Genomic DNA, 20,818 nt, shown 5'->3' with positions numbered 1-20,818 from the left:
CGCGTCGGCAGACGGGCGAGTGAACGATGCGGCAGCCCGGTTTGTATCGCACTGTATCTGCGGCCGTTCCTGAAAAACTGGCATGCAGAAAGCCCCGGTTTCGGAAACATCGCAGATACGTGCGCGGGTTCTACTGTCGACATGCAGGAAACGTTCGATGCCAGACGAACTGGATCGGATGCCGAATGATCGACTGACCTACCTCTCTCAAGGAGAACCCTCATGAAAGCCGCTCGACTCCTCGCCGTTGCCGTTCTCGCTGCCATCCCCGCCCTGTCGTTCGCCGATACCGGCCACGGCCTCACGCGCGCCGACGTGCGCGCCGATCTCGTCCGCCTGGAGAAGGCCGGCTACCGCCCGGCCGGCAGCGAAGCGAACTACCCGAACGATATCGCGGCCGCGGAGGACGCCGTCGCCGCGCAGCAGGTCGCGCGTTCCGACCAGAACGGCCCGTCGAAGTCGCAAGGCGACAATGTGGCCGATGCGTCGACGCCGGCCGGCCATCACGACGCGTCCCAGTCGCGCTCCGCGCGGAATGCCGCCGACGACCTGTACGCGCATTCGTGATTGGCTGCCGCGCTTGCCGCAGGCGGGCGCGGCCACCACTGCAGCACTACATGTGAAAAACACAACAGAGCAAGGAGCATGACGATGGCCGGTTTGATGAAACGCGTTCTGGTATCCGCCGCGGTGATCGGCGGACTGTTCGGTGCGGTGGCGGCACAGGCCGCGCCGAAAGAAGATCTGAAGGGGACGAACGTCGTGCTCGTGCACGGCGCGTTCGCCGACGGGTCGAGCTGGAACCGCGTGATTCCGCTGCTCGAGGCGCGCGGGCTGCACGTGGTGTCGGTGCAGAATCCGCTGAGCTCGCTCGCCGACGATGCAGCCGCGACGAAGCGCACGGTCGACGCGCAGAAGGGGCCGGTCGTGCTGGTCGGCCATTCGTGGGCCGGCGTCGTGATCAGCGAGGCGGGCAACGACGACAAGGTGAAGTCGCTCGTGTACGTCGCCGCGTTCGCGCCCGACAACGGCCAGTCGATCGCCGACGTCACGCAGGGGCTGCCGGCCCCTGCGTGGGCCGGTGAGCTGCGCAAGGACGCGGGCGGTTTCGCCACGCTGTCGGACAAGGCGATCGCGCAGGATTTCGCACCCGACCTGCCGCCCGCGCAGCAGCGCATCGTTGCGGCGACCCAGGGGCCGTGGTATGGCGGTTGTATCTCGGAGAAGGTTACGCAGGCCGCGTGGCATGCGAAGCCGTCGACGTTCGTCGTCGCGACGCAGGACAAGATGATAGACCCGACGCTGCAGGAAGCGATGGCGAAGCGGATCGGCGCGACGGTCACGCGCGTGAACGGCAGCCATGTGGCGATGCTGAGCCAGCCGAAGGCCGTGGCCGACGCGATCATCGCGGCGGCCGAACGCGCGAAGCAGGATCAGCAGTGAGTGAACGCGGCGCCGCGCTTTCGTGAGGAAGCGCGGCGCCATGCGTGAGTGTGATGTCCTTCCACCAGGAGAAGTCATGACGGAACTCTGGCAACTGCCCGCAACCGAACTCGCGAAGCGCGTGCGGCATCGTGACGTGTCCGCGCGAGAAGTGGCCGACGCGGTGCTCGATCGTCTCGATGCGGTGAATCCGGCGATCAACGCGGTAGTCGAACATCGGCCCGACGATGTCCGGCGGCAAGCCGACGAAGTCGATCGCGCAATCGCGCGCGGCGACGATCCGGGGCCGCTCGCGGGCGTGCCCGTCACCGTGAAGATCAACGTCGACCAGGCGGAATTCGCGACGACCAACGGCACGCGCCTGCAGGAGAACCTGATCGCGCACGCCGACAGCCCGGTGGTCGGCAACATCCGGAAGGCCGGCGCAATCCTGCTCGGCCGCACCAATTCGCCGACGTTCGCGTTGCGCTGGTTCACGTCGAATCTCGTGCATGGCCACACGCGCAATCCGCGCAATCCGTCGCTGACGCCGGGCGGATCGAGTGGCGGCGCGGCGGCAGCCGTGGCCGCCGGGATCGGCCCGCTTGCCGTCGGCACCGACATCGGCGGCTCGGTGCGTTATCCGGCCTACGCGTGTGGCGTGCATGGCATTCGTCCGTCGCTGGGTCGCGTGCCTGCGTTCAATGCGTCGTCGCCCGAGCGTGCGATCGGCGCGCAGCTGATGTCGACGGCGGGGCCGATTGCACGCACGATCGACGATCTCTCGCTCGCGTTGCGTGCGTTCGCCGCACCGGACCCGCGCGATCCGTGGCACGTGGCGGTGCCGTTCGACGGGCGCGAGGTGCCGAAGCGCGCGGCACTGTGCGTGCGGCCGGGTGGCTTGCAGGTCGTGCCCGAGGTCGAGGCCGCATTGCGCGATGCCGCACGGCGGTTGATCGATGCTGGCTGGACCGTCGACGAGATCGACGACACGCCGCCGATGCGCGAGGCGGCACTGTTGCAGGAGCAGCTCTGGCTCGGTGACGGATTCGACGCTTTGATGAACGCGGTCGTGAACGACGGCGATCCGGGGGCGGCTGCCGTGGTCGAGGCCGTGCGCGGCAAGGTGCGCGACCTGCCGGCCGACGTGATCAGCCGCGCGCTCGTCCGGCGCACGACGCTGACGCGTCAGTGGCGGCTGTTTCTCGACGAGTACGCGGTGCTGCTGCTGCCGGTGTCGTCGGAACTGCCGTTCCCGGACGATCTCGACCGCCAGGGGCAGGACGGGTTCGATCGCGTGTGGGAGGCGCAGCTCACGTTGCGCGCGTTGCCGGCGATGGGGCTGCCGGGGTTGGCCGTGACGACGGCGCTCGTGAATGGCGTGCCGGTCGGCGTGCAGGTGATTGCCGCGCATCATCGCGAGGATCTGTGCCTGCTCGCGGGGCGCGATATCGAAGCGCGCGGCGTGCCGGTCGCGCCGGTTGACCCCGTGGTGTGACGCGTTGAAGCGTGAATGCATCGGCGATGCCGCGTCCGGCGTCGCACCGATGCATTCCGCCGGCCAACAGGATGTCACCCGCTGTCCCTGCATGCGCGCGCGTGCATGCAGGCCATTTCGGATTCCATTGCAACGCGCCGCACGCCGCGTTGATCGTCTTCCGCGAACCCTTTCAAAATCCTTCGATGCGTGACATCGAACGGTCACCATGCTTCCCGTCCTGCTCGCCGATGAACCCGCCCCGATAGCGCACGTCTGCTATTGCATTCCCCGTGCCGCTGATTAGGAAATGAATTTTTATTGGTTCAGCTTGCCCGGCCGCAATCGCATAGTGGCGCTGACGGCTATAGACAGCACGCAAGCTGCAACAGCCGCATTCCCGGTGTCTTTGATCATACGAATCAACGAAAACAAGGAAGTGTCATGACGGTTGCATTGGAAGAACGAACCGCTGCGCAGCAGGCGCTCGAAGGCGCGCGCGCGGCGGCTACGGCGGCCGGCACGCCCTATGCGGGCGGCGTCGCGCCGGAAGTGGCGTGGGCGCTGTTCACCGCCGGCGATGCGCTGCTGGTGGACGTACGCACCGCCGAGGAACGGAAATTCGTCGGCCACGTGCCGGAGTCGTTGCACGTGCCGTGGGCGACGGGCACGAGCCTGACGCGCAACCCGCGCTTCGTGCGCGAACTGGAAGCGAAGACCGGCAAGACGGCCGTCGTGTTGCTGTTGTGCCGCAGCGGCAACCGCTCGGCGCAGGCGGCCGAGGCGGCGACGAAGGGCGGCTTTACGCAGGTATTCAACGTGCTCGAAGGGTTCGAGGGCGACCTCGACGAGCGGCAGCAGCGCGGCGGCAGCAATGGCTGGCGTTTTCGCGGCCTGCCGTGGGCGCAGGACTGATTCACGGCCGTTACAGGGAGAAAGCAGCATGGCCGCATTCGACATCGACGACATCGTTCAATCGCTGCAGACCGTGCGCCGCGCATGGCGCGAGAAGCAGCGGCGCTCGCTGGAACCGGGCGGGCGCGACCTGCCGGCGCGCGAGGCGCTCGCGCAGATCATCGGCGCGCTGAAGGGCGTGCTGTTCCCGATGCGGCTCGGGCCGCCCGACCTGCGCCAGGAGAGCGAGAACTTCCACGTGGCCCATGCACTCGACGCCGCGCTGAATGCGCTGCTCGCGCAGGTGAAGCTGGAATTGCGCTATGCGGCGCGACAGCGCAATGCCGACGGGCCGGTCGACAACGTCGATGAAGTGGCGTCGGCGGCCGTGCAGGCCTTCGCCGCGCGCTTGCCCGAGATTCGCCGGCTGCTCGACAGCGACGTGCTGGCCGCGTTCCATGGCGATCCGGCGGCCGGCAGCGTCGACGAGGTGCTGCTGTGCTACCCGGGCATCCTCGCGATGATTCACCACCGGCTCGCGCACGAGCTGTACGGGCTCGGGCTGCCGCTCCTCGCACGGATCATCGCCGAGCAGGCGCACGCGGAAACGGGTATCGACATTCATCCGGGCGCGCGCATCGGCGCGGGCTTCTTCATCGATCACGGCACGGGTGTCGTGATCGGCGAGACGGCGATCATCGGTGAGCGCGTGCGCGTGTACCAGGCCGTCACGCTCGGCGCGAAGCGCTTTCCGCGCGATGCTGACGGCCATCTGGAGAAGGGGCATGCCCGCCATCCGATCGTCGAGGACGACGTGGTGATCTATGCGGGCGCAACGATCCTTGGCCGCGTGACGATCGGACGCGGCGCGGTGATCGGCGGCAACGTATGGCTCACGCAGGACGTGTTGCCCGGCGAAAACGTCACGCAGGCCGTGCTGCGCAGCGAAGCGAACGCCGCGCCGCGCGCGGCGGCGCGCGTCGCCTAGGAGGCGCGATGAGCGACCTCATCCATCACTTCGGCGCCACCGTGCGCAAGCTGCGCGAGGCGCGCACGTGGTCGCAGGAGCAACTGGCCGAGCATGCGGGGCTGAACCGCTCGTATGTCGGCGAGATCGAGCGCGGCGAGGCGATCGCGTCGATCGTCACCGCCGACAAGATCGCGCGCGCATTCGACGTGTCGATCTCGACACTGCTGCCGGGCGCGTACGTCACCTGACGCTGCCTCGTTTCATTTCCCTTTCGGTTGCACGCGACCTGACGGCTATAGCATGTTGAGCCGGCAGGTGCGTGCTTCCGATAATCACCGAGCGTCATAAGCAATCCCGTTTTTCATCTAAAGAACCCGGAGCCACACATGTCGACCGTTGCAAGCGGCACGGCCGCGCTGAGCGATCACGCCGCCCGCCAACTAGCGAACGCTACCAAGACCGTCCCCCAGCTTTCCACGATCACGCCGCGCTGGCTGACCCACCTGCTGCAATGGGTGCCGGTCGAGGCCGGCATCTATCGGCTGAACCAGGTGAAGAACCCGGAAGCCGTGCGCGCCGCGTGCACGCAGCTCGAGGACGAAAGCGTGTTGCCGCAGACCTTCGTGCCGTACGAGGAACAGCCGCGCGAGTATTTCCTGAACGCGGTGAGCACGGTGCTCGACGTGCATACGCGGATCTCCGATCTTTACAGCAGTCCTCACGACCAGATCAAGGAACAACTGCGCCTGACGATCGAGACGATCAAGGAGCTGCAGGAAAGCCAGCTGATCAACAACCCCGACTACGGGCTGCTGGCCAACGTGACCGACGAGCAGCGGATCTTCCCGCTGACGGGCGCGCCGACGCCGGACGATCTCGACGAGCTGCTGACCAAGGTGTGGAAGGAGCCCGCGTTCTTCCTCACGCACCCGCTCGCGATCGCCGCATTCGGCCGCGAATGCACGCGGCGCGGCGTGCCGCCGCCGACGGTCAGCCTGTTCGGTTCGCAGTTCCTCACGTGGCGCGGCATTCCGCTGATTCCGTCGGACAAGGTGCCGGTCGCGGACGGCAAGACCAAGATCCTGCTGCTGCGCGTCGGCGACAAGCGCCAGGGTGTGGTCGGCCTGTATCAGCCGGGCGTCGCGGGCGAGCAGGGCCCGGGCCTGTCGGTGCGCTTCATGGGGATCAACAACCAGGCGATCGCGTCGTACCTGATCTCGCTGTATTGCTCGCTCGCGGTCCATTCGCCGGATGCGCTGGCTGTCCTCGATGACGTCGAAATCGCCAAGTTCCATGACTATCCCGACACCTACCGTTAATCCCGGCCTGGCCGGCGGCGACGCGCACGCGCTGCCGCACGCGCCGCTGCCGGCCGGCTTGCCCGACCCGGCGACGCTCGCGCGGCTCGCGTCCGAGTTCTTCGCGACGCCGCCCGGGCAGGCTACCGCGCCCGGGCTGTCGGCGGGCAGCGGCGCGGTGGGCGGCGTGCCGTCCGCCTTGCCGGCCGCCGCGCCGATCCTTGCGTCGGTCAGCAACCCGGTACCCGGCGGTTCGCCGCTCGCGGGCCCGGGCGGTGCGGGCACCGGCGTGCCCGGTCTCGCACTCCCGCAAGGGAAGGTGCCCGGTGCGAATCTCGCGCCGTCCGCCCCGACGCACGTACTGTCGCTCGGTAACCGCGCACCCGCGCTGGCGCCGCATGCGGCCGCGCAGAACGGGCTGCCCGACAACGTCGTGTCGATCGCGCCAGCGCTCGAACCGCGCGTCGGCGGCGCGGCGCTCGGCGTGCCGCAAGTGAATGCGCCGGTATCGGAAGGCGCGGCGAAGGCCTCGCCGTACTACTTCACCAACGGTTCGCTGCAGGGCTGGCAGGCGACGCCGCAGGACATCGTCGTGCCGTCGAACGGTCTTGCTTCGCCGGAAGCGTTCGGGCTGCCGGGCGACGACGCGCTGCGCGCACTGCTCGCCGTGCATCGCGACGTACCGGTGTCGCGTGCATCGGGCGGCGACGTGCCGCGTTACTTCATCGACGACACGCACGCAGCCGAGCCGCAAGGCCAGCTGTATCGCGGCGCGCATCCGCCGTTCGACGTGAACGCGATCCGCCGCGATTTCCCGATCCTGCAGGAGCGCGTGAACGGCAAGCAGCTCGTGTGGTTCGACAATGCGGCGACGACCCACAAGCCGCAGGCCGTGATCGACCGTCTCGCGTATTTCTATGCGCACGAGAACTCGAACATCCACCGCGCCGCGCATGCATTGGCCGGCCGTGCGACGGACGCGTACGAGCATGCGCGGGAAACGGTGCAGCGCTTCATCGGCGCATCGTCGCCCGACGAGATCGTGTTCGTGCGCGGCACGACCGAGGCGATCAACCTGATCGCGAAGTCGTGGGGCGTGCAGAACGTCGGCGAAGGCGACGAGATCGTCGTGTCGCATCTCGAGCACCACGCGAACATCGTGCCGTGGCAGCAGCTTGCCGCGCTCAAGGGCGCGAAGCTGCGCGTGATTCCGGTCGACGATTCGGGGCAGGTGCTGCTCGACGAATACCGGAAGCTGCTCAACGACCGCACGAAGATCGTGTCCGTCACGCAGGTGTCGAACGCGCTCGGCACGGTCGTGCCGGTGAAGGAGATCGTCGAGCTCGCGCATCGTGCGGGCGCGAAGGCGCTCGTCGACGGCGCGCAGTCGATCTCGCACATGCGCGTGGACGTGCAGGCGCTCGATGCGGATTTCTTCGTGTTCTCCGGGCACAAGATCTACGGGCCGACCGGGATCGGCGTCGTGTACGGCAAGCGCGCGATCCTCGACGACATGCCGCCGTGGCAGGGCGGCGGCAACATGATCGCGGACGTGACGTTCGAGCGCACGGTGTTCCAGCCGCCGCCGAACCGGTTCGAGGCCGGCACCGGCAACATCGCGGATGCGGTGGGGCTGGGCGCCGCGCTCGACTACGTGAACCGGGTCGGCATCGAGAACATCGCGCGCTACGAGCACGACCTGCTTGCGTATGCAACGAGCGTGCTCGCGCCGGTGCCGGGCGTGCGGCTCGTCGGCACGGCCCGCGACAAGGCGAGCGTGCTGTCGTTCGTGCTGAAGGGCTATGAGACCGAGGAAGTCGGGCAGGCGCTGAACGAAGAGGGCATCGCGGTGCGCTCGGGGCATCACTGCGCGCAGCCGATCCTGCGGCGGTTCGGGCTCGAGGCCACGGTGCGGCCGTCGCTCGCGTTCTACAACACGTGCGACGAAGTCGATGCGCTGGTGAGCGTCGTGCGGCGGCTTGCGACGCGGCGCTGACGCCATTCGCTCGCGGCGGCCCGGGTGGGTCGCCGCAAGCGTTTTATCGCTACCAGAAAGTCAGAACCGCACGACCTGCTTCTGCTCGACGTTGAAGCCGTCGCGCAGCACGCTCGCCGAATCCGCGAAGTAGCGGCGGGTTTCCGACAGCAGGTCGGTGTTGCCGCGCCGGCAGAACACGACCCCCGATCCTTCCTCCGTCAACAGTTCGTCGATCAGCGATTCGGGTTGCCCGATATCGGCGAGATGGACGTTCTGCACGCCGTGCGCAAGCGCATCGAGCGCGTCCCGCACGCAGGGCGCCGCCGCGGCAGCCGGGTGCTCGGCGAGCCAGTGCTCGAGTTCCGTGATGCCGTACAGCCCCGCGAGTTCGCCGAGTTCGCGCAGCAGCGCACCGTCGACCATCATCACCAGCGTGACGGCGCCCGTGCGCTGCGCGAAGAGGCTGCCGAGCCGTTCCGCGCGCAGCAGGTGATCGTGGCCCGCGTCGTCCGGGGCGACCGGCATCACGACGGGCACCAGCCCGTTCTCGAGAAACGCGTTCAACGCGGTGCCGTCGAACCGTGCGACCGCGCTCGCGTCGGTGCGGTCGGAATCGGCGCTCGCCACCAGCAGGCCGCCGTCGTGACCGTCGATGCCGATTGCCTTGGCGCCGTGACTGCCGATCAGGCGCACCAGTTCATGATTGACGCCCGCCATCGCCGCGTGAACGGCGTGGATCGATTGCGTGCTGGCCGCGGCCGGCACGCCCTGGACGACGATCGGGCGAACGCCGGTGAGGGCGAGCAGCGCGACATCCTGCGCGAACGCCTGGCGGGCGCGTGCATCGCTCGCGGCGCCGCCATCGACGATGACGACGGTCTGCCCGTGCAGGGCCTGCATGAACGGCAGCGAGCGCGCCAGGCCGGCTACGCGGCGCGACGTCAGGGTGGGACTTTCAGGGTCTGGGAACATGAGAATTCGAATGGATGAAGGGAGTGCTTGTCGCCGCAGGGTGCGGCATCAATTCGGCATCAGTGCGTGCGTTGCATCAGCTGGTGAATCTCGTCGGGCGTCAGCGCGTCGCGCGATGCCTGCCGAAACGGGCGTTCGCTGAAACACCGCGCCGCGTCGGCGAGCAGTTCGAGGTGTGCGCGATTGTCTTCCTGCGGCAGGACCAGCACGATGAATTCGCGCACGGGTTTGCGGTCCGGTGCGTTGAAGCTGAACGGATACTGCGCGCGGACGAACAGCGCGATGGCCGAGCGGAGACCGGCGACGCGTGCATGCGGAATCGCGACGCCCTGGCCGAGGCCGGTCGAGCCGAGTTGCTCGCGCTTGGTCAGTTCGGTCCTGATCCGTTCCGCGGACACGCCGCTGCCGCGCTCGACATAGCGCGCGACGAGGTCGAACAACTGGATCGCGCTTTCGACCGGTACGTCGAGCAGGATATTGTCCGGCGGGCAGGCGTCGGCCAGCCGGGTCGCGAACGGTGTGCCGCCGCGTCGGTAGGGAAGGTCGGGTTGGCCGCCGGCGGCGGCCTGCTGCGTTTGCATGCGGATCTCTCCGTGTCGGGATGACAGGGAAATCCTAGACAAAACCGCGTAAAGACGGTGTTAGATACGAGCGGGCCCGACATTAAAATTGTGTATCGATTGCCGATGGAGCCAGGCCCGAAACGTAGCGCTTCAGGTGCCCGACAGCACGAACGGCAGCGTCGTCAGCAGAAACACCGAAATGCCGACCACCGGCGCGCCGAACGCGATCGCCCCGAACGCCACCGCGGCGCTGGTCAGCACGAGCGTTCTCGACACCCGTCGGTGCCGGTCGTGTGCAGCCGCCCTGTCATCGCGGATTGCACCGGTCCGCGCACCGATCACGTGTTTCCAGAACGTCAGGCCAAGCATGATGGCTCCTGTATGAAAGATGGCCGGAATGGGGTGCGCGAGGCGCCCCGCATGCGTATCAGCAACGCTTGAGCTTGAGCACGCGCGAGATCTGCCCGGGCGTGAAGCTGCTGTTGCGTACGTAAGGCGCGCAGTCGAGCGGTGCGGTGAGCGATTCGCTGACGACGTACTGGCCGACGAAGCGGTACGCGTCGGTGGCCATGCGGATGAACACCGGAATCGCATCGCGTTGCGCGGCGAGCGTCCTGCCGGCCGCCCGTGCGGACGCGCTGCCGTCGCAGAGGATCACGTCGGGTGCGTGCGGATTGAGGTCCGTGCGCAGGCAGGCGGCCACGACCTTGCCGTTCTTCGTCGGCAGGAACGCCTGCTTGCTGCCGCCGCACGCGGTGTGGATGAATTCGCGGGTGTACTGCTTGTCGATCTCGAACATGATCGTGCTCCGGTATCGGAAACTTCCGTTGGTTAAATCAGGTATGCAAAGTAATCAGGTTGGATCGACATGGGGGATGCGAGGCATGCCAGTCGATCGTTGCCGGGGCGGCGGATCGATGGCGCGTCGTGAGGCGGGAATTTCCGCGCGGACACGCTTGCAGCGCGCGATGCGCGGCTAACGCATCGACGTCGTGTTCAAGCGTGCACGGGAAGGACTACGGCGCGCACCGTCCGCCTGCGGGCAGGACGGTGGCTCGGGAACAGAGAGACGCAGGCGTCCTGCCGGTCAGGCAGAAAAGCAACTCGGAGGGCGAGGACTTCGGATGCGCATATGCGTACTCGTGGATGGATCGATTGCGAACACATTCTAGTGAACGCATGCGCGGGCGCAAGTAAAAAGGTCGTAAAGGTTGTGCGGTCCGCACGACGTGCACTGCCAGATTTCATCTGGCCCGAGCCCGCCGCCCGCTCACGCGCCGCCGCGAAAGCAGGACAGCCCCCACGGCGTCATCTTGAACGGCAGGTGATAGTGCTGCGCCGCATCGGCCAGCCCGAACCGGTAGACGACGTCGCCGAGGAACGGCGGATCGGCGTCCGCCATCCCTCGATCCTGATACCACGCGCCCGTGCGGAGCGTCACCTCGTACACGCCGGACACGCACGCGAGGGCGACCGAGTCGAGCGCATCGAGGCAGCCGTTCGATCCGATGCGCCCCCGGCACAGCAGTTCCCGGCTCGCGGGGCCGATCCGTTCGACGCTGACGCCGAGCCCTTCGGCGACGACGCCGCGCGCGACGTCGATCACGTGAATCGAAATGCCGGGCATGTCGCGACCTACGCCCAGAAGCCGCGGTGGGAGCCGGCGGCCTCATCCTCGAGCAGCGGCCCGACGACTTCGACGTGCCGCTGCCCGCGCAGGAACACTTCGCGGCACGGCAGCGAGAACGTCGGGTTCTCCGGGTGCGCACCGGTCAGCCCAAGCAGCCGGTGCTCGGACAGCGCGTACACGACGCGGCCGATATTGCACCAGTAGATCGCGCCCGCACACATGCAGCACGGCTCCGCGCTCGTGTAGAGCGTGCATCGCGCGAGTTGCTCGGGCGACAGCAGGCGCGCGGCCTTGGCCGCCGCGGCGAGTTCGGCGTGTTGCGTCGGGTCGCCTTCGGGCGGCATCGAGTTGTTGCCTGCGGATGCCACGATGTTGCCGTGCTCGTCCGCCACGATCGCGGCGAACGGGTGATGGCCGTCCTGTCGCGATTCGTCGGCGAGTTCGATTGCCGCGCGCAGCAGCGCCAGGTCGCGTTCGTCGAGATTCGCGGGTGCCGGTGTCGTGTCGATTTGCATGGTGCGTTCTCCGTATGGTTCGGGTTCGAATCAGGATTCAGATCAGGGAGGGGGAAATTCAGCGGGCGTGCGTGCCCGCGCCGTCCGGAACGACAGCGGCCGGCGCGTGCGTATCGGCTTCGTGCCGGGTGCCGTTGAGCAGCACGTTGAGCACGATGGCGGTCAGCGCGCCGAGGAAGATGCCGCTGTCGAGAATCAGCCTGGCCGGGCCGCTCACGTGACCGAACAGGGCCGGCAGCGACATCGGCAGCACGCCGACGCTCACCGACACGGCCACGATGATCGCGTTGCGGGTGCCGTCGAATTTCACGCGGGCGAGTTCCTGGATGCCGGCGACCGTCGTCATGCCGAACATCACGATCGCGCAGCCGCCGAGCACCGGGCGGGGTACCGATGCGATCAGCGCGCCCAGTTTCGGGAATAGCCCCATCAGCATCATGATGACGCCGGCGGATGCGACGACGTAGCGGCTCTTCACGTTCGAAAGCGCGATGAGGCCCGTGTTCTGCGTGAACGCATTGTAGGGAAAGCTGTTGAAGATGCCGCCGAGCATCGTCGAGAGTCCGTCGGCGCGAAACGCGTTGCCGAGGGTCGTTTGCGACGACGGGCGGCCGATGATCGTGCCGATCGCGAGCACGTTGCCGGTCGTCTCCGCCATGATGACGAGCATCGCCAGCGCCATCACGAGGATCGGCGTCACGGCGAAACTCGGCATGCCGAACGCGAACGGCGTGCTGAATTCGAACCATGCGGCTTCGCCGACGTGCGCGAAACTCGTCATCCCGCACGCGGTGGCGATCGCGGTGCCGACTATCAGCCCGATCAGCACCGACAGGTTGGCGACGAAGCCGCGGCACCGCGCATAGACGAACAGTGTGATCGCGACCGTCGCGAAGCCGAGCAGCAGGTTGGCGGTCGAGCCGAACGCCGGTGCGTCGGGGTTGCCGCCGCCGAGCCAGATCGCGGCGGCCGGCATCAGCGACACGCCGATGATCGTGATGAGGCTGCCGATGACCACCGGCGGAAAGAAGCGCAGCAGCCGGCTGAATACCGGCGCGATGACGACGGTCAGCGCGCCCGCGGCGATCACCGAGCCGAACACGCTGGCAATGCCGTACTGCTTGCCGATCATGATCATCGGCGCGATGGCGATGAACGAACAGCCCTGGATCAACGGCAGCCGCGCGCCGAACTTCCAGACTCCGATCGTCTGGATCAGTGTCGCGATGCCGGAAGTCAGCAGGTTCGCGTTGATCAGCATGACCATCTGCTGCTGCGACAGTCCCAATGCGCTGCCGAGGATCAGCGGGACGGCTACGGCGCCGGCGTACATCACCAACACGTGTTGCAGTCCATAACTGCCGAGTTGCCGTAACGGCAGGATTTCGTCGACCGGATGCGGGCGTGGCTTGCTCATGCGATGACTCCTGTGGTTTGTCTCGAACCGGGTGGCCGTGCTGCCGGATCCAAGGGAATTCCCTGCCCGGAAGCGGCTGGATGCGTGCTGGTCGGTGCGCCATAATCCATCACGCCTGCCGGGGCACCAAATGAATATCCATCGGTTTTTTCAATAGGTCAGGGAAGCGCCATGCGCTATTCGCTCGAGCAGCTCGAGATGTTTGCCCGCGTCGTGAAGACGGGCTCGTTTTCCGCGGCGGCGCGCAGCCTCGGCAAGACCCAATCGACGATCAGCCTCGCGATCGCGAACCTGGAAGTCGACTGGGGCCTGCCGCTCTTCGACCGCACGAGCAAGCTGCCCGCGCTCACGCCGGCCGGCCTCAAGCTGCTGAATGAAGTCGAGCTGGTGCTCGAGCGCTGTCTCGATCTGGAGTCGCATGCGAACGAACTGGGCGACCTGGTCGAGCCACGGTTGACGCTCGCGATCGAGGTGCCGTACAACACCGTGATGCCGGCGATCGTCGATTTCTCGACGCAGTTTCCGAATGTCGATCTCGATATCCGCCATCCGTTTCATGGCGACGTGACCGATCTGCTGCTGAAGGACGAAGCGGACCTGGGCGTTGCGTTCGCGCAGCCCGCGTATCCGCGCGACCTCGGTTTTGCGCAGATGGGCAAGCTGATCCTCGCGCACGTGGCGCGTCGCGATCATCCGCTCGCGTGCCAGGACAGCGTGAGTTTCGCGGAGCTGCGCTCGCATCGCCGGCTTGCATTCAGCGCGCACAACGACACGCTGCCGAGTACAGAGTATCTCGACTCGGCGCGCTGCTGGCAGGCCGAAAGCTATCTGGCGTTACTGGAGATGGTGCGCGCGGGGCTCGGCTGGACGACGCTGCCGCGCCAGTTGATCCTGCGGGAACTGGACGCCGGCGAACTCGTCGAGCTGCAACTGGCCGCGTATCCGCATACCGACTGGCTGGTCGGCGTCGACCTGATCTGGGGCAAAGCGCGCGTGCTCGGCAAGGCCGGCACGTGGCTCAAGCGGCGAATGCAGGCGCACAAGGTGTTCGAACTCGATCGCGGCGGGAACGCCACGACGTGGTAGCCGGCGCCGCGCGAGAGGCATCGCGGCAAAAAAAATGCGCGTGACGACTTTCATCGCCACGCGCAATGGGAGTCTGCAAGGTCGCGCGCATGCCGGCGAACCGGCACACGGCACACGCGCTACATCGTCAGAAATCGAACCCCGGCCCACCCGCACCCGGGCCGCCCGGGGCTGCCGCCGGTGCCGCATCCTTCGGCGCCTCGAACACGGTCGCATCGGTCGTCAGCAACAGCCCCGCAACCGACGCTGCGTTCTGCAGCGCCGTGCGCGTGACCTTGGTCGGATCGAGCACGCCCGACTCGACGAGGTCGCCGTATTCACCGGTCTGTGCGTTGTACCCGAAGTTGCCCGAGCCTTCGGCCACCTTCGCGACGACGACGCTCGCTTCCTCGCCGGCATTCGTGACGATCTGGCGCAGCGGTTCCTCGAGCGCGCGCAGCACGATCTTGATTCCTGCGTTCTGGTCGGCGTTCACGCCCTGCAGCTCGCGGATCGCCTGCCGCACGCGGATCAGCGCGACGCCGCCGCCCGGCACGATGCCTTCCTCGACGGCCGCGCGCGTCGCGTGCAGCGCGTCGTCGACGCGGTCCTTCTTCTCCTTCACTTCGATTTCGGTGGCCCCGCCGACCTTGATCACCGCGACACCGCCCGCGAGCTTCGCGACGCGTTCCTGCAGCTTTTCACGGTCGTAGTCGGACGTCGCTTCGTCGATCTGCACGCGGATCTGCTTCACGCGGGCCTCGATGTTCTTCGCATCGCCCGCGCCATCGATCACGGTCGTGTTCTCCTTGCCGACCTCGATGCGCTTCGCCTGGCCGAGTTCGGCGAGCGTCGCCTTCTCGAGCGTGAGGCCCGTTTCCTCGGCGATCACCTGCCCGCCGGTGAGGATCGCGATATCCTCGAGTAGCGCCTTGCGGCGGTCGCCGAAGCCCGGCGCCTTCACGGCGACCGTCTTCAGGATCCCGCGGATGTTGTTCACGACCAGCGTCGCGAGCGCTTCGCCTTCGACATCTTCCGCGATGATCAGCAGCGGCCGGCCCGACTTCGCGACCTGTTCGAGCACCGGCAGCAGGTCGCGGATGTTCGAGATCTTCTTGTCGTGCAGCAGGATGTACGGGCTTTCGATCTCGGCGATCTGCTTGTCCGGGTTGTTGATGAAGTACGGCGACAGGTAGCCACGATCGAACTGCAGCCCTTCGACCACGTCGAGCTCGTCCGCGAGCGACTTGCCGTCCTCGACGGTGATCACGCCTTCCTTGCCGACACGGTCGATCGCTTCCGCGATGCGCTGGCCGATCGATTCCTCGCCGTTCGCGGAGATCGTCGCGACCTGCGCGATTTCCTTGCTCGTGGTGGTCGGGCGGCTGATCTTCTTCAGCTCGTCGACGGCCGCCGCGACGGCCTTGTCGATGCCGCGCTTCAGGTCGAGCGGGTTAAGCCCGGCCGCGACGTATTTCTGGCCTTCACGAACGATCGCCTGCGCGAGCACGGTGGCCGTCGTGGTGCCGTCGCCGGCGGCGTCGCTGGTGCGCGACGCGACTTCCTTCACGAGCTGCGCGCCGATGTTCTGCAGCTTGTCCGCGAGTTCGATTTCCTTCGCGACCGACACGCCGTCCTTCGTGACGACGGGTGCGCCGAAGCTGCGTTCGAGTACGACGTTGCGGCCCTTTGGCCCGAGCGTGACCTTCACCGCGTTCGCGAGAATGTTCACGCCTTCCGTCAGTTTCGCCCGTGCGACGTCGCTGAAAATGATTTCCTTCGCTGCCATGATTGCGCTCCGTTATTGATTGACGACCGCGACGATGTCTTCTTCGCGCAGCACGAGAAACTCGTTGCCGTCCACCTTGACGGCTTGCCCCGCGTACTTGCCGAACAGCACGCGCTCGCCGACCTGCAGGTCGGGCACGATGCGCTGGCCGTCCGTATCCTTGCGGCCGGGGCCGACGGCGATCACTTCACCCTGGTCGGGCTTTTCCGCGGCGCTATCGGGGATCACGATGCCCGATGCGGTGGTGGTTTCCTGGTCGAGTCGTTTCACGATCACGCGGTCGTGCAAGGGGCGTAGGCTCATTGGTTCGTCCTGTGCTGATCTGTTGAAATGGGCTGGCACTCTTTAACAGAGAGTGCTGACGAGTATAAAAATGCGCGGCGGCGCGATCCAATAACGGATTCCGAAATGCATTCGCGCCGCCGTGCAAAAGCGCATCATGTCCGCTATTGCGACACGGCCGGCTGGGCGGCGGGCGTGCAGACCCGGCGGATCGTCTCGCCGGCGAGCACGCGCTTCACGAACGGAATCGAATCGACGAGCGACGCGTTCACGGTGCCGTTGTGTTCGCGGCCCGCATACAGGTGCGCCTCGACGGTCGTGCCCGCCGCACACGCATCCTTTGCGAGCGCGAGTTCGAGCGGCGCGAGCCCGTCGTCGGCACCCGCACCGATGAATACCGGCGTGGCGATCTTCAGCGTCGGGTATTTCAGGTATTCGTCCCACCAGGCCTTCAGCCGTGCATCGCCGCCGGGCTTCACGGTGTTCGCGTGCGTGAGGTGCGCGAGCGCCGCGTCGTCCTCGAGCGATGCAAGGAAACTGATGCGCGACTGTTCGAGGATCGGCAATGCCTGGTCGGTCAGCACCTCGTCCGCGCGCAGCGACGGGTCGATCTGCTGCGCGGAGAGCACCGAGTAGAACTGGTACGCGAGCGTCGGATCGACGCGCTCGGGATCGCGCCGGTACGCGCTCTCGAACTTCGGCAGCGACGCGAGCGCGGCGGGCGACGCGTTGTAGATCGTGCCGGTGGCCACGGTCGCGCGGATCGCGAGTTCGGGCGCATAGGTGGGTGCGTAGCCGGCCGCCGCGAACACGGCCGAGCCGCCCTGCGACTGGCCGACGAGCACGACCTCGTTCGCGAGGCCCGGTACGCCGCCGAGCACCGCGCGCACGCTGTCGAGCAGCGTGTAGCTGTTCGAGCGGTTGTTGAGCTGCGGATTCGGGCCGGGCGTGCCGAGCCCCTGGTAGTCGGTCGCGACGACCGCGAACCCGCGCTGAAGCCACGCGTTCAGGTAGCGCACGTCGCGATACGAGCGGCCGAACCACGACGGCGCGCAGATGTCGGCCATCCCGAACGTGCCGTGCGCCCACGCGACGATCGGCCAGCCGCCGGCCGGCGGTGTGCCGCGCGGCACGAACAGCGCACCGGACACGGCGATCGGCGTGCGGCCGCCGACACCGTCGGTCGATGCATAGAGGATGCGCAGTTGGTGGCCGGCGCTCGCGAGCCCGAGCGTCGCCGGCAGCGGCTCGGTGCGCAGCAGCACGCCGGGCGTCGCCGGAATGTCGCGGTCCCACGTGTAGAACGCGGACACGCGGCCGTCGCCTTGCAACGGATCGGGCGCAGGCACGCGGCCGGGGGACGCCGCATGCGAGAGGAGAGACGAGACGGCGAGCGCCGAAGCCAGCAGCGTGCGTGCGGCGTAGCCGCGCAGGGGGAGGAGCGTCATGGTCGGATGGGTGTCGGTGAAATCGGATCGGGCGCGCCGGACAGTGCGCGGCGCGGGCCGACCACGACGCAAGTTTCGAACCAGCGCAGCCGTTGGGGGCCAGGCGCGAGACACGACGGGCCGCCGCGCCGTACGGCGAGCCGCGCACGCTTTCGGCCGCTGCGCGTCGCGCAACAATCCGGGCCGGCAGGCTGTTGCTCCCGCAACAGAGGTGCACGCGGGGGGCGCATGACGCGCGTCGTGAAAAAGGCGCACACGCACCGTGGCGCGGGCCTGCGCCGCATGCATGCCCGGCTGGCACGATTGCTGCTGATCCGGTGGCCGTGCGTCGCGGTGTCACGACATCGCGATGCGAGCCCATCCGTCCATCCGATCAAGGAAACCGTCCTCATGCCAGTCACCTCCACCATCGACAGCGGCGAACTCGTGGCATTCGTCGAGCGCGCCACGCGCGAATTCACGCAGGCCGAACGCGTGCTGAAGGACACGCGCACGCTGTCCGCGACCAACACGTTCCAGGCGTTCCAGCGCGTGCCGGGCACGGAACTCATCGTCGCGCTGTCGGCGCCGAGCCCGTGGGCCGCGTCGCAGGAGATCCAGCCCGTCGTCGTGACGTTCGACGGCGACGTGCTGCACGGCGACGCGCGCGCGGGCGGCAGCGGGCCGCGCTATGCGGACGTGTTCCGCGAGGTGCCGGAAGTCGGCGTCGTGATCCACGTGCACGGCCCGTACCTCGGTGCGTGGGCGAGCGCGCATCGCCCGCTGCCGATCCGCTATGCGCCGGCCGCGCGCTACACGCGCGCCCGCGAGATTCCGGTGTATGTCGATCGTCGCCCCGGCGAGCCGCGCTTCATCGTGGACACGATCCGCCGCGACCCCGAGGTGCCGGCGATCATCGAGGCGAACGGCGGCGCGACGTTCTGGGGCACATCGATCCTCGATGTTTCGAAGTACATCCTGATCCTCGAGGAGGCCGCGTATTTCCAGGCGCTCGCGGAACCGCTCGGCGGCTCGCTCGAATTCGGGCCGGGCGCGCTCGAGCAGCAATGGAAGATGACCGGCCTCGCGTGACCTCGTGCCGCGGCCGGCGCAATCCGGCCGCCGTCATACCGATAGCTCGATGAATTGGTTCGTGGCCGGCGCGCGCCTTGCTATCGTCGAACCTTCCCCGTTCAACACGCCGGTCGTGCCATGGCCATCTTCAGCTTGCCGGACCCGACTTCGCATGCGATCACGATTCGTGCGAAGGCGCTGACGTTCGACGATCCCAAATCGCGGGTGCTGCTCGAGCGCATCCAGCTCGTCGCGCCCAGCGACGCGACCGTGCTCGTCACCGGCGAGAGCGGCACCGGCAAGGAGCTGATCGCGCGCCTCGTGCATTCGCTGAGCGAGCGCCACGACGGCCCGTTCGTCGCGGTCAACTGCGGCGCATTCTCCGAGACGCTGATCGAGAGCGAGCTGTTCGGCCACGAGCGCGGCGCGTTCACCGGCGCGATCAACAGCCAGCCCGGCTGGTTCGAATCCGCGAATCGCGGCACGCTGTTTCTCGACGAGGTGGGCGACCTGCCGCTGTCCGCGCAGGTGAAGCTGCTGCGCGTGCTGCAGGAGCGCGAAGTGACGCCGGTCGGCTCGCGCAAGACCGTGAAGATCGACGTGCGGCTCGTCGCGGCCACCAACGTGAATCTTGAAGCCGCGGTGCGCGCGGGCAATTTCCGCGAGGATCTGTACTACCGGCTCAACGTCGTGAAGCTGAGCCTGCTGCCGCTGCGCGAGCGGCCCGGCGACATCGCGCCGCTGATCGAGCACTTCATCGACACCTACGCGAAGCGGCTGCGCGTGGCCGCGCCGACGCTGACGGACGCCGCGCGCGCCCGGCTGCATGCGCATGCGTGGCCCGGCAACATCCGCGAACTCGAGAACGTGATCCACCACGCGGTGCTGATCTGCGCGGGTGGCGCGATCGACGTGGGCGACCTGCAGTTTTCCGCGCTGTCGCTGGCGCCCGATGCCGGTGATCCGCGCAGCACGGCGGCGGCACCGCCGCGCCGGGCGCGCGACGTGGCCGAGGCCACCGATGCGCTGCGCCACGCGGTGATCGAGCTGCTGGATCTCGGCACGCCGGCGCTGTGGCAGCACATCGAGGACACCGTTTACCGCAGCGTGTTCGACTACAGCGACCACAACCAGCTGCGCATGTCGCGCCTGCTCGACCAGTCGCGCAACATCGTGCGCGCGCGGCTCGCGCAGCTCGGCATCCTGAAGCCGCGCGACGCGGGCGACGCGAGCGACGCCGACGCGCGGCTGCGCCGTCAGGCGTGATCGCGCCAGCGCAGCGCGCGCTGCGCGATCCGCTCGCATAGCGCACTCATGCCGACGGCAAGCGCCGTCACCCCCAGCACGCAGACCAGCAACACGTCGGCACGTGCGCCGGCCTGCGCGTTCTGCATCAGGCTGCCGACCCCCGCGCCCGCGTTGAACAGCAGCTCGCTGCTGGTCGCGGTGATCCACGCGAACGGCACGGCCTGCAACACGCCCGCGAACAGGTCGGGCAGCGCGCCCGGAATCAGCACGTCGCGCCACAGGCCGATGCGCGTCAGGCGATACGACTGCGCGAGTTCGACATAGCGCGGATCGACGCGGCGCAGCCCGTCGAAGCTGGCGGTGGTCATCGGGTAGAACGCGGCGAGCGCGATGATGAACACCTTCGCGAATTCGCCGGTGCCGGCCCATAAACTCAGCAGCGGAATCAGCCCGAGCAGCGGCACGTAGCGCAGCGCCTGGAACGTCGGCTCGCCGAGCTTGCGCGCGAGCGTCGAGCGCGCCATCGCCGCGCCGAACACGAGCCCGAACGCGACGCCGGCCACGAGGCCGACCGTCGTGCGGCGCAGGCTCGCGCCGAGATCGGTCGCGAGTTCGCCGCTGCGTGCGAGCTCGACGAGCGCGGCGCCGACCTGCTGCAACGGTACGAACGCGTATTGATGGGCCGCGTCGCCGGACGACGCGTATTGCCAGGCGGCGACCAGCAGGGCCGGCACGACGAGGCCGCGTGCACGACGGCGCAGCGCGGCGAACGAGAATGCGGGGATGGCGAGGGTCAT

Annotated in this window: 21 protein-coding genes; 11 read left to right on the top strand and 10 right to left on the bottom strand. The window is 67.7% G+C overall.

Annotation, left to right across the window (positions count from 1 at the left end):
* Nucleotides 1-222: 222 nt before the first annotated feature.
* The 8 genes from CFB43_RS29895 to CFB43_RS29860 all read left to right on the top strand — a co-directional run bounded on the left by CFB43_RS29895 (nucleotide 223) and on the right by CFB43_RS29860 (nucleotide 8,057).
* Entirely contained in the window at nucleotides 223-567 is a 345-nt protein-coding gene (locus CFB43_RS29895; protein WP_089497719.1) for a DUF4148 domain-containing protein, read from the top strand.
* An 84-nt stretch (nucleotides 568-651) separates the two neighbouring features.
* A complete protein-coding gene (locus CFB43_RS29890) occupies nucleotides 652-1,443 on the top strand; it encodes an alpha/beta fold hydrolase (RefSeq protein WP_089497718.1) in 792 nt (263 codons plus the stop codon).
* 76 nt (nucleotides 1,444-1,519) lie between these two features.
* Nucleotides 1,520-2,920, top strand: a complete 1,401-nt coding sequence (locus CFB43_RS29885) for an amidase family protein (RefSeq protein ID WP_089497717.1) — start codon at nucleotides 1,520-1,522, stop codon at nucleotides 2,918-2,920.
* A 423-nt stretch (nucleotides 2,921-3,343) separates the two neighbouring features.
* Nucleotides 3,344-3,814, top strand: a complete 471-nt coding sequence (locus CFB43_RS29880) for a rhodanese-like domain-containing protein (protein WP_089497716.1) — start codon at nucleotides 3,344-3,346, stop codon at nucleotides 3,812-3,814.
* Between the two features lie 28 nt (nucleotides 3,815-3,842).
* Nucleotides 3,843-4,781, top strand: a complete 939-nt coding sequence (gene epsC / locus CFB43_RS29875) for a serine O-acetyltransferase EpsC (protein ID WP_089497715.1) — start codon at nucleotides 3,843-3,845, stop codon at nucleotides 4,779-4,781.
* Between the two features lie 8 nt (nucleotides 4,782-4,789).
* Nucleotides 4,790-5,011, top strand: coding sequence for a helix-turn-helix domain-containing protein (locus CFB43_RS29870; RefSeq protein WP_006484517.1), 222 nt, complete (start codon nucleotides 4,790-4,792; stop codon nucleotides 5,009-5,011).
* Between the two features lie 138 nt (nucleotides 5,012-5,149).
* Complete coding sequence (locus CFB43_RS29865) at nucleotides 5,150-6,082, top strand: family 2A encapsulin nanocompartment shell protein (protein WP_006479760.1); 933 nt, start codon at nucleotides 5,150-5,152, stop codon at nucleotides 6,080-6,082.
* A complete protein-coding gene (locus CFB43_RS29860) occupies nucleotides 6,057-8,057 on the top strand; it encodes a family 2A encapsulin nanocompartment cargo protein cysteine desulfurase (RefSeq protein WP_089497714.1) in 2,001 nt (666 codons plus the stop codon). Before CFB43_RS29865 ends, CFB43_RS29860 begins: the two co-directional genes overlap by 26 nt.
* A gap of 60 nt (nucleotides 8,058-8,117) precedes the next feature.
* On the opposite strand, the gene CFB43_RS29855 is transcribed toward CFB43_RS29860, so the two are convergent.
* The 6 genes from CFB43_RS29855 to CFB43_RS29825 all read right to left on the bottom strand — a co-directional run bounded on the left by CFB43_RS29855 (nucleotide 8,118) and on the right by CFB43_RS29825 (nucleotide 13,136).
* Nucleotides 8,118-9,011: an amino acid kinase family protein gene (locus tag CFB43_RS29855; protein ID WP_089497713.1), complete on the bottom strand. Its 894-nt coding sequence runs from the start codon at nucleotides 9,009-9,011 to the stop codon at nucleotides 8,118-8,120.
* A 59-nt stretch (nucleotides 9,012-9,070) separates the two neighbouring features.
* Nucleotides 9,071-9,592, bottom strand: a complete 522-nt coding sequence (locus tag CFB43_RS29850) for a PTS sugar transporter subunit IIA (RefSeq protein ID WP_089497712.1) — start codon at nucleotides 9,590-9,592, stop codon at nucleotides 9,071-9,073.
* A 409-nt stretch (nucleotides 9,593-10,001) separates the two neighbouring features.
* Nucleotides 10,002-10,373: a DUF6697 family protein gene (locus CFB43_RS29840; RefSeq protein WP_039354345.1), complete on the bottom strand. Its 372-nt coding sequence runs from the start codon at nucleotides 10,371-10,373 to the stop codon at nucleotides 10,002-10,004.
* 471 nt (nucleotides 10,374-10,844) lie between these two features.
* Entirely contained in the window at nucleotides 10,845-11,201 is a 357-nt protein-coding gene (locus CFB43_RS29835) for a hydroxyisourate hydrolase (protein ID WP_089497711.1), read from the bottom strand.
* 8 nt (nucleotides 11,202-11,209) lie between these two features.
* Nucleotides 11,210-11,719, bottom strand: coding sequence for a nucleoside deaminase (locus CFB43_RS29830; protein ID WP_089497710.1), 510 nt, complete (start codon nucleotides 11,717-11,719; stop codon nucleotides 11,210-11,212).
* Nucleotides 11,720-11,777: 58 nt separating this feature from the next.
* Nucleotides 11,778-13,136, bottom strand: coding sequence for a nucleobase:cation symporter-2 family protein (locus CFB43_RS29825; protein WP_089497709.1), 1,359 nt, complete (start codon nucleotides 13,134-13,136; stop codon nucleotides 11,778-11,780).
* Nucleotides 13,137-13,307: 171 nt separating this feature from the next.
* Between CFB43_RS29825 and CFB43_RS29820 the strand changes: the two genes are divergently transcribed.
* Nucleotides 13,308-14,222, top strand: coding sequence for a LysR family transcriptional regulator (locus CFB43_RS29820; protein WP_089497708.1), 915 nt, complete (start codon nucleotides 13,308-13,310; stop codon nucleotides 14,220-14,222).
* 127 nt (nucleotides 14,223-14,349) lie between these two features.
* On the opposite strand, the gene groL is transcribed toward CFB43_RS29820, so the two are convergent.
* The 3 genes from groL to CFB43_RS29805 all read right to left on the bottom strand — a co-directional run bounded on the left by groL (nucleotide 14,350) and on the right by CFB43_RS29805 (nucleotide 17,720).
* On the bottom strand, nucleotides 14,350-15,990 hold the full coding sequence (gene groL / locus CFB43_RS29815) for a chaperonin GroEL (protein WP_039354347.1): 1,641 nt from the start codon (nucleotides 15,988-15,990) through the stop codon (nucleotides 14,350-14,352).
* A gap of 12 nt (nucleotides 15,991-16,002) precedes the next feature.
* Nucleotides 16,003-16,293, bottom strand: coding sequence for a co-chaperone GroES (locus CFB43_RS29810; RefSeq protein WP_011694564.1), 291 nt, complete (start codon nucleotides 16,291-16,293; stop codon nucleotides 16,003-16,005).
* 143 nt (nucleotides 16,294-16,436) lie between these two features.
* On the bottom strand, nucleotides 16,437-17,720 hold the full coding sequence (locus tag CFB43_RS29805; protein ID WP_089497707.1) for an alpha/beta hydrolase: 1,284 nt from the start codon (nucleotides 17,718-17,720) through the stop codon (nucleotides 16,437-16,439).
* A 390-nt stretch (nucleotides 17,721-18,110) separates the two neighbouring features.
* Between CFB43_RS29805 and CFB43_RS29800 the strand changes: the two genes are divergently transcribed.
* Together CFB43_RS29800 and CFB43_RS29795 are read left to right on the top strand one after the other, a co-directional pair.
* Nucleotides 18,111-18,791, top strand: a complete 681-nt coding sequence (locus CFB43_RS29800; RefSeq protein ID WP_089498186.1) for a class II aldolase/adducin family protein — start codon at nucleotides 18,111-18,113, stop codon at nucleotides 18,789-18,791.
* 120 nt (nucleotides 18,792-18,911) lie between these two features.
* Nucleotides 18,912-20,039, top strand: coding sequence for a sigma-54 interaction domain-containing protein (locus tag CFB43_RS29795; RefSeq protein ID WP_089497706.1), 1,128 nt, complete (start codon nucleotides 18,912-18,914; stop codon nucleotides 20,037-20,039).
* Here CFB43_RS29795 and CFB43_RS29790 read toward each other — a convergent pair.
* Nucleotides 20,030-20,818, bottom strand: a complete 789-nt coding sequence (locus tag CFB43_RS29790) for an ABC transporter permease (RefSeq protein WP_089497705.1) — start codon at nucleotides 20,816-20,818, stop codon at nucleotides 20,030-20,032. The genes CFB43_RS29795 and CFB43_RS29790 overlap by 10 nt on opposite strands.

Origin of the sequence: Burkholderia sp. AU15512 (genome assembly GCF_002223325.1) — a bacterium.
Taxonomy (GTDB): Bacteria; Pseudomonadota; Gammaproteobacteria; order Burkholderiales; family Burkholderiaceae; genus Burkholderia.
Note: the sequence above shows the minus strand (reverse complement) of the source record. Positions and strands in the feature narration are given on the sequence as shown.

Excerpts from the sequence above, each read along its gene's own strand:
- CFB43_RS29895 (WP_089497719.1), top strand. The coding sequence starts at position 223 with ATGAAAGCCGCTCGACTCCTCGCCGTTGCCGTTCTCGCTGCCATCCCC.
- CFB43_RS29890 (WP_089497718.1), top strand. The coding sequence starts at position 652 with ATGGCCGGTTTGATGAAACGCGTTCTGGTATCCGCCGCGGTGATCGGC.
- CFB43_RS29885 (WP_089497717.1), top strand. The coding sequence starts at position 1,520 with ATGACGGAACTCTGGCAACTGCCCGCAACCGAACTCGCGAAGCGCGTG.
- CFB43_RS29880 (WP_089497716.1), top strand. The coding sequence starts at position 3,344 with ATGACGGTTGCATTGGAAGAACGAACCGCTGCGCAGCAGGCGCTCGAA.
- epsC (WP_089497715.1), top strand. The coding sequence starts at position 3,843 with ATGGCCGCATTCGACATCGACGACATCGTTCAATCGCTGCAGACCGTG.
- CFB43_RS29870 (WP_006484517.1), top strand. The coding sequence starts at position 4,790 with ATGAGCGACCTCATCCATCACTTCGGCGCCACCGTGCGCAAGCTGCGC.
- CFB43_RS29865 (WP_006479760.1), top strand. The coding sequence starts at position 5,150 with ATGTCGACCGTTGCAAGCGGCACGGCCGCGCTGAGCGATCACGCCGCC.
- CFB43_RS29860 (WP_089497714.1), top strand. The coding sequence starts at position 6,057 with ATGACTATCCCGACACCTACCGTTAATCCCGGCCTGGCCGGCGGCGAC.
- CFB43_RS29855 (WP_089497713.1), bottom strand. The coding sequence starts at position 9,011 with ATGTTCCCAGACCCTGAAAGTCCCACCCTGACGTCGCGCCGCGTAGCC.
- CFB43_RS29850 (WP_089497712.1), bottom strand. The coding sequence starts at position 9,592 with ATGCAAACGCAGCAGGCCGCCGCCGGCGGCCAACCCGACCTTCCCTAC.
- CFB43_RS29840 (WP_039354345.1), bottom strand. The coding sequence starts at position 10,373 with ATGTTCGAGATCGACAAGCAGTACACCCGCGAATTCATCCACACCGCG.
- CFB43_RS29835 (WP_089497711.1), bottom strand. The coding sequence starts at position 11,201 with ATGCCCGGCATTTCGATTCACGTGATCGACGTCGCGCGCGGCGTCGTC.
- CFB43_RS29830 (WP_089497710.1), bottom strand. The coding sequence starts at position 11,719 with ATGCAAATCGACACGACACCGGCACCCGCGAATCTCGACGAACGCGAC.
- CFB43_RS29825 (WP_089497709.1), bottom strand. The coding sequence starts at position 13,136 with ATGAGCAAGCCACGCCCGCATCCGGTCGACGAAATCCTGCCGTTACGG.
- CFB43_RS29820 (WP_089497708.1), top strand. The coding sequence starts at position 13,308 with ATGCGCTATTCGCTCGAGCAGCTCGAGATGTTTGCCCGCGTCGTGAAG.
- groL (WP_039354347.1), bottom strand. The coding sequence starts at position 15,990 with ATGGCAGCGAAGGAAATCATTTTCAGCGACGTCGCACGGGCGAAACTG.
- CFB43_RS29810 (WP_011694564.1), bottom strand. The coding sequence starts at position 16,293 with ATGAGCCTACGCCCCTTGCACGACCGCGTGATCGTGAAACGACTCGAC.
- CFB43_RS29805 (WP_089497707.1), bottom strand. The coding sequence starts at position 17,720 with ATGACGCTCCTCCCCCTGCGCGGCTACGCCGCACGCACGCTGCTGGCT.
- CFB43_RS29800 (WP_089498186.1), top strand. The coding sequence starts at position 18,111 with ATGCCAGTCACCTCCACCATCGACAGCGGCGAACTCGTGGCATTCGTC.
- CFB43_RS29795 (WP_089497706.1), top strand. The coding sequence starts at position 18,912 with ATGGCCATCTTCAGCTTGCCGGACCCGACTTCGCATGCGATCACGATT.
- CFB43_RS29790 (WP_089497705.1), bottom strand. The coding sequence starts at position 20,818 with ATGACCCTCGCCATCCCCGCATTCTCGTTCGCCGCGCTGCGCCGTCGT.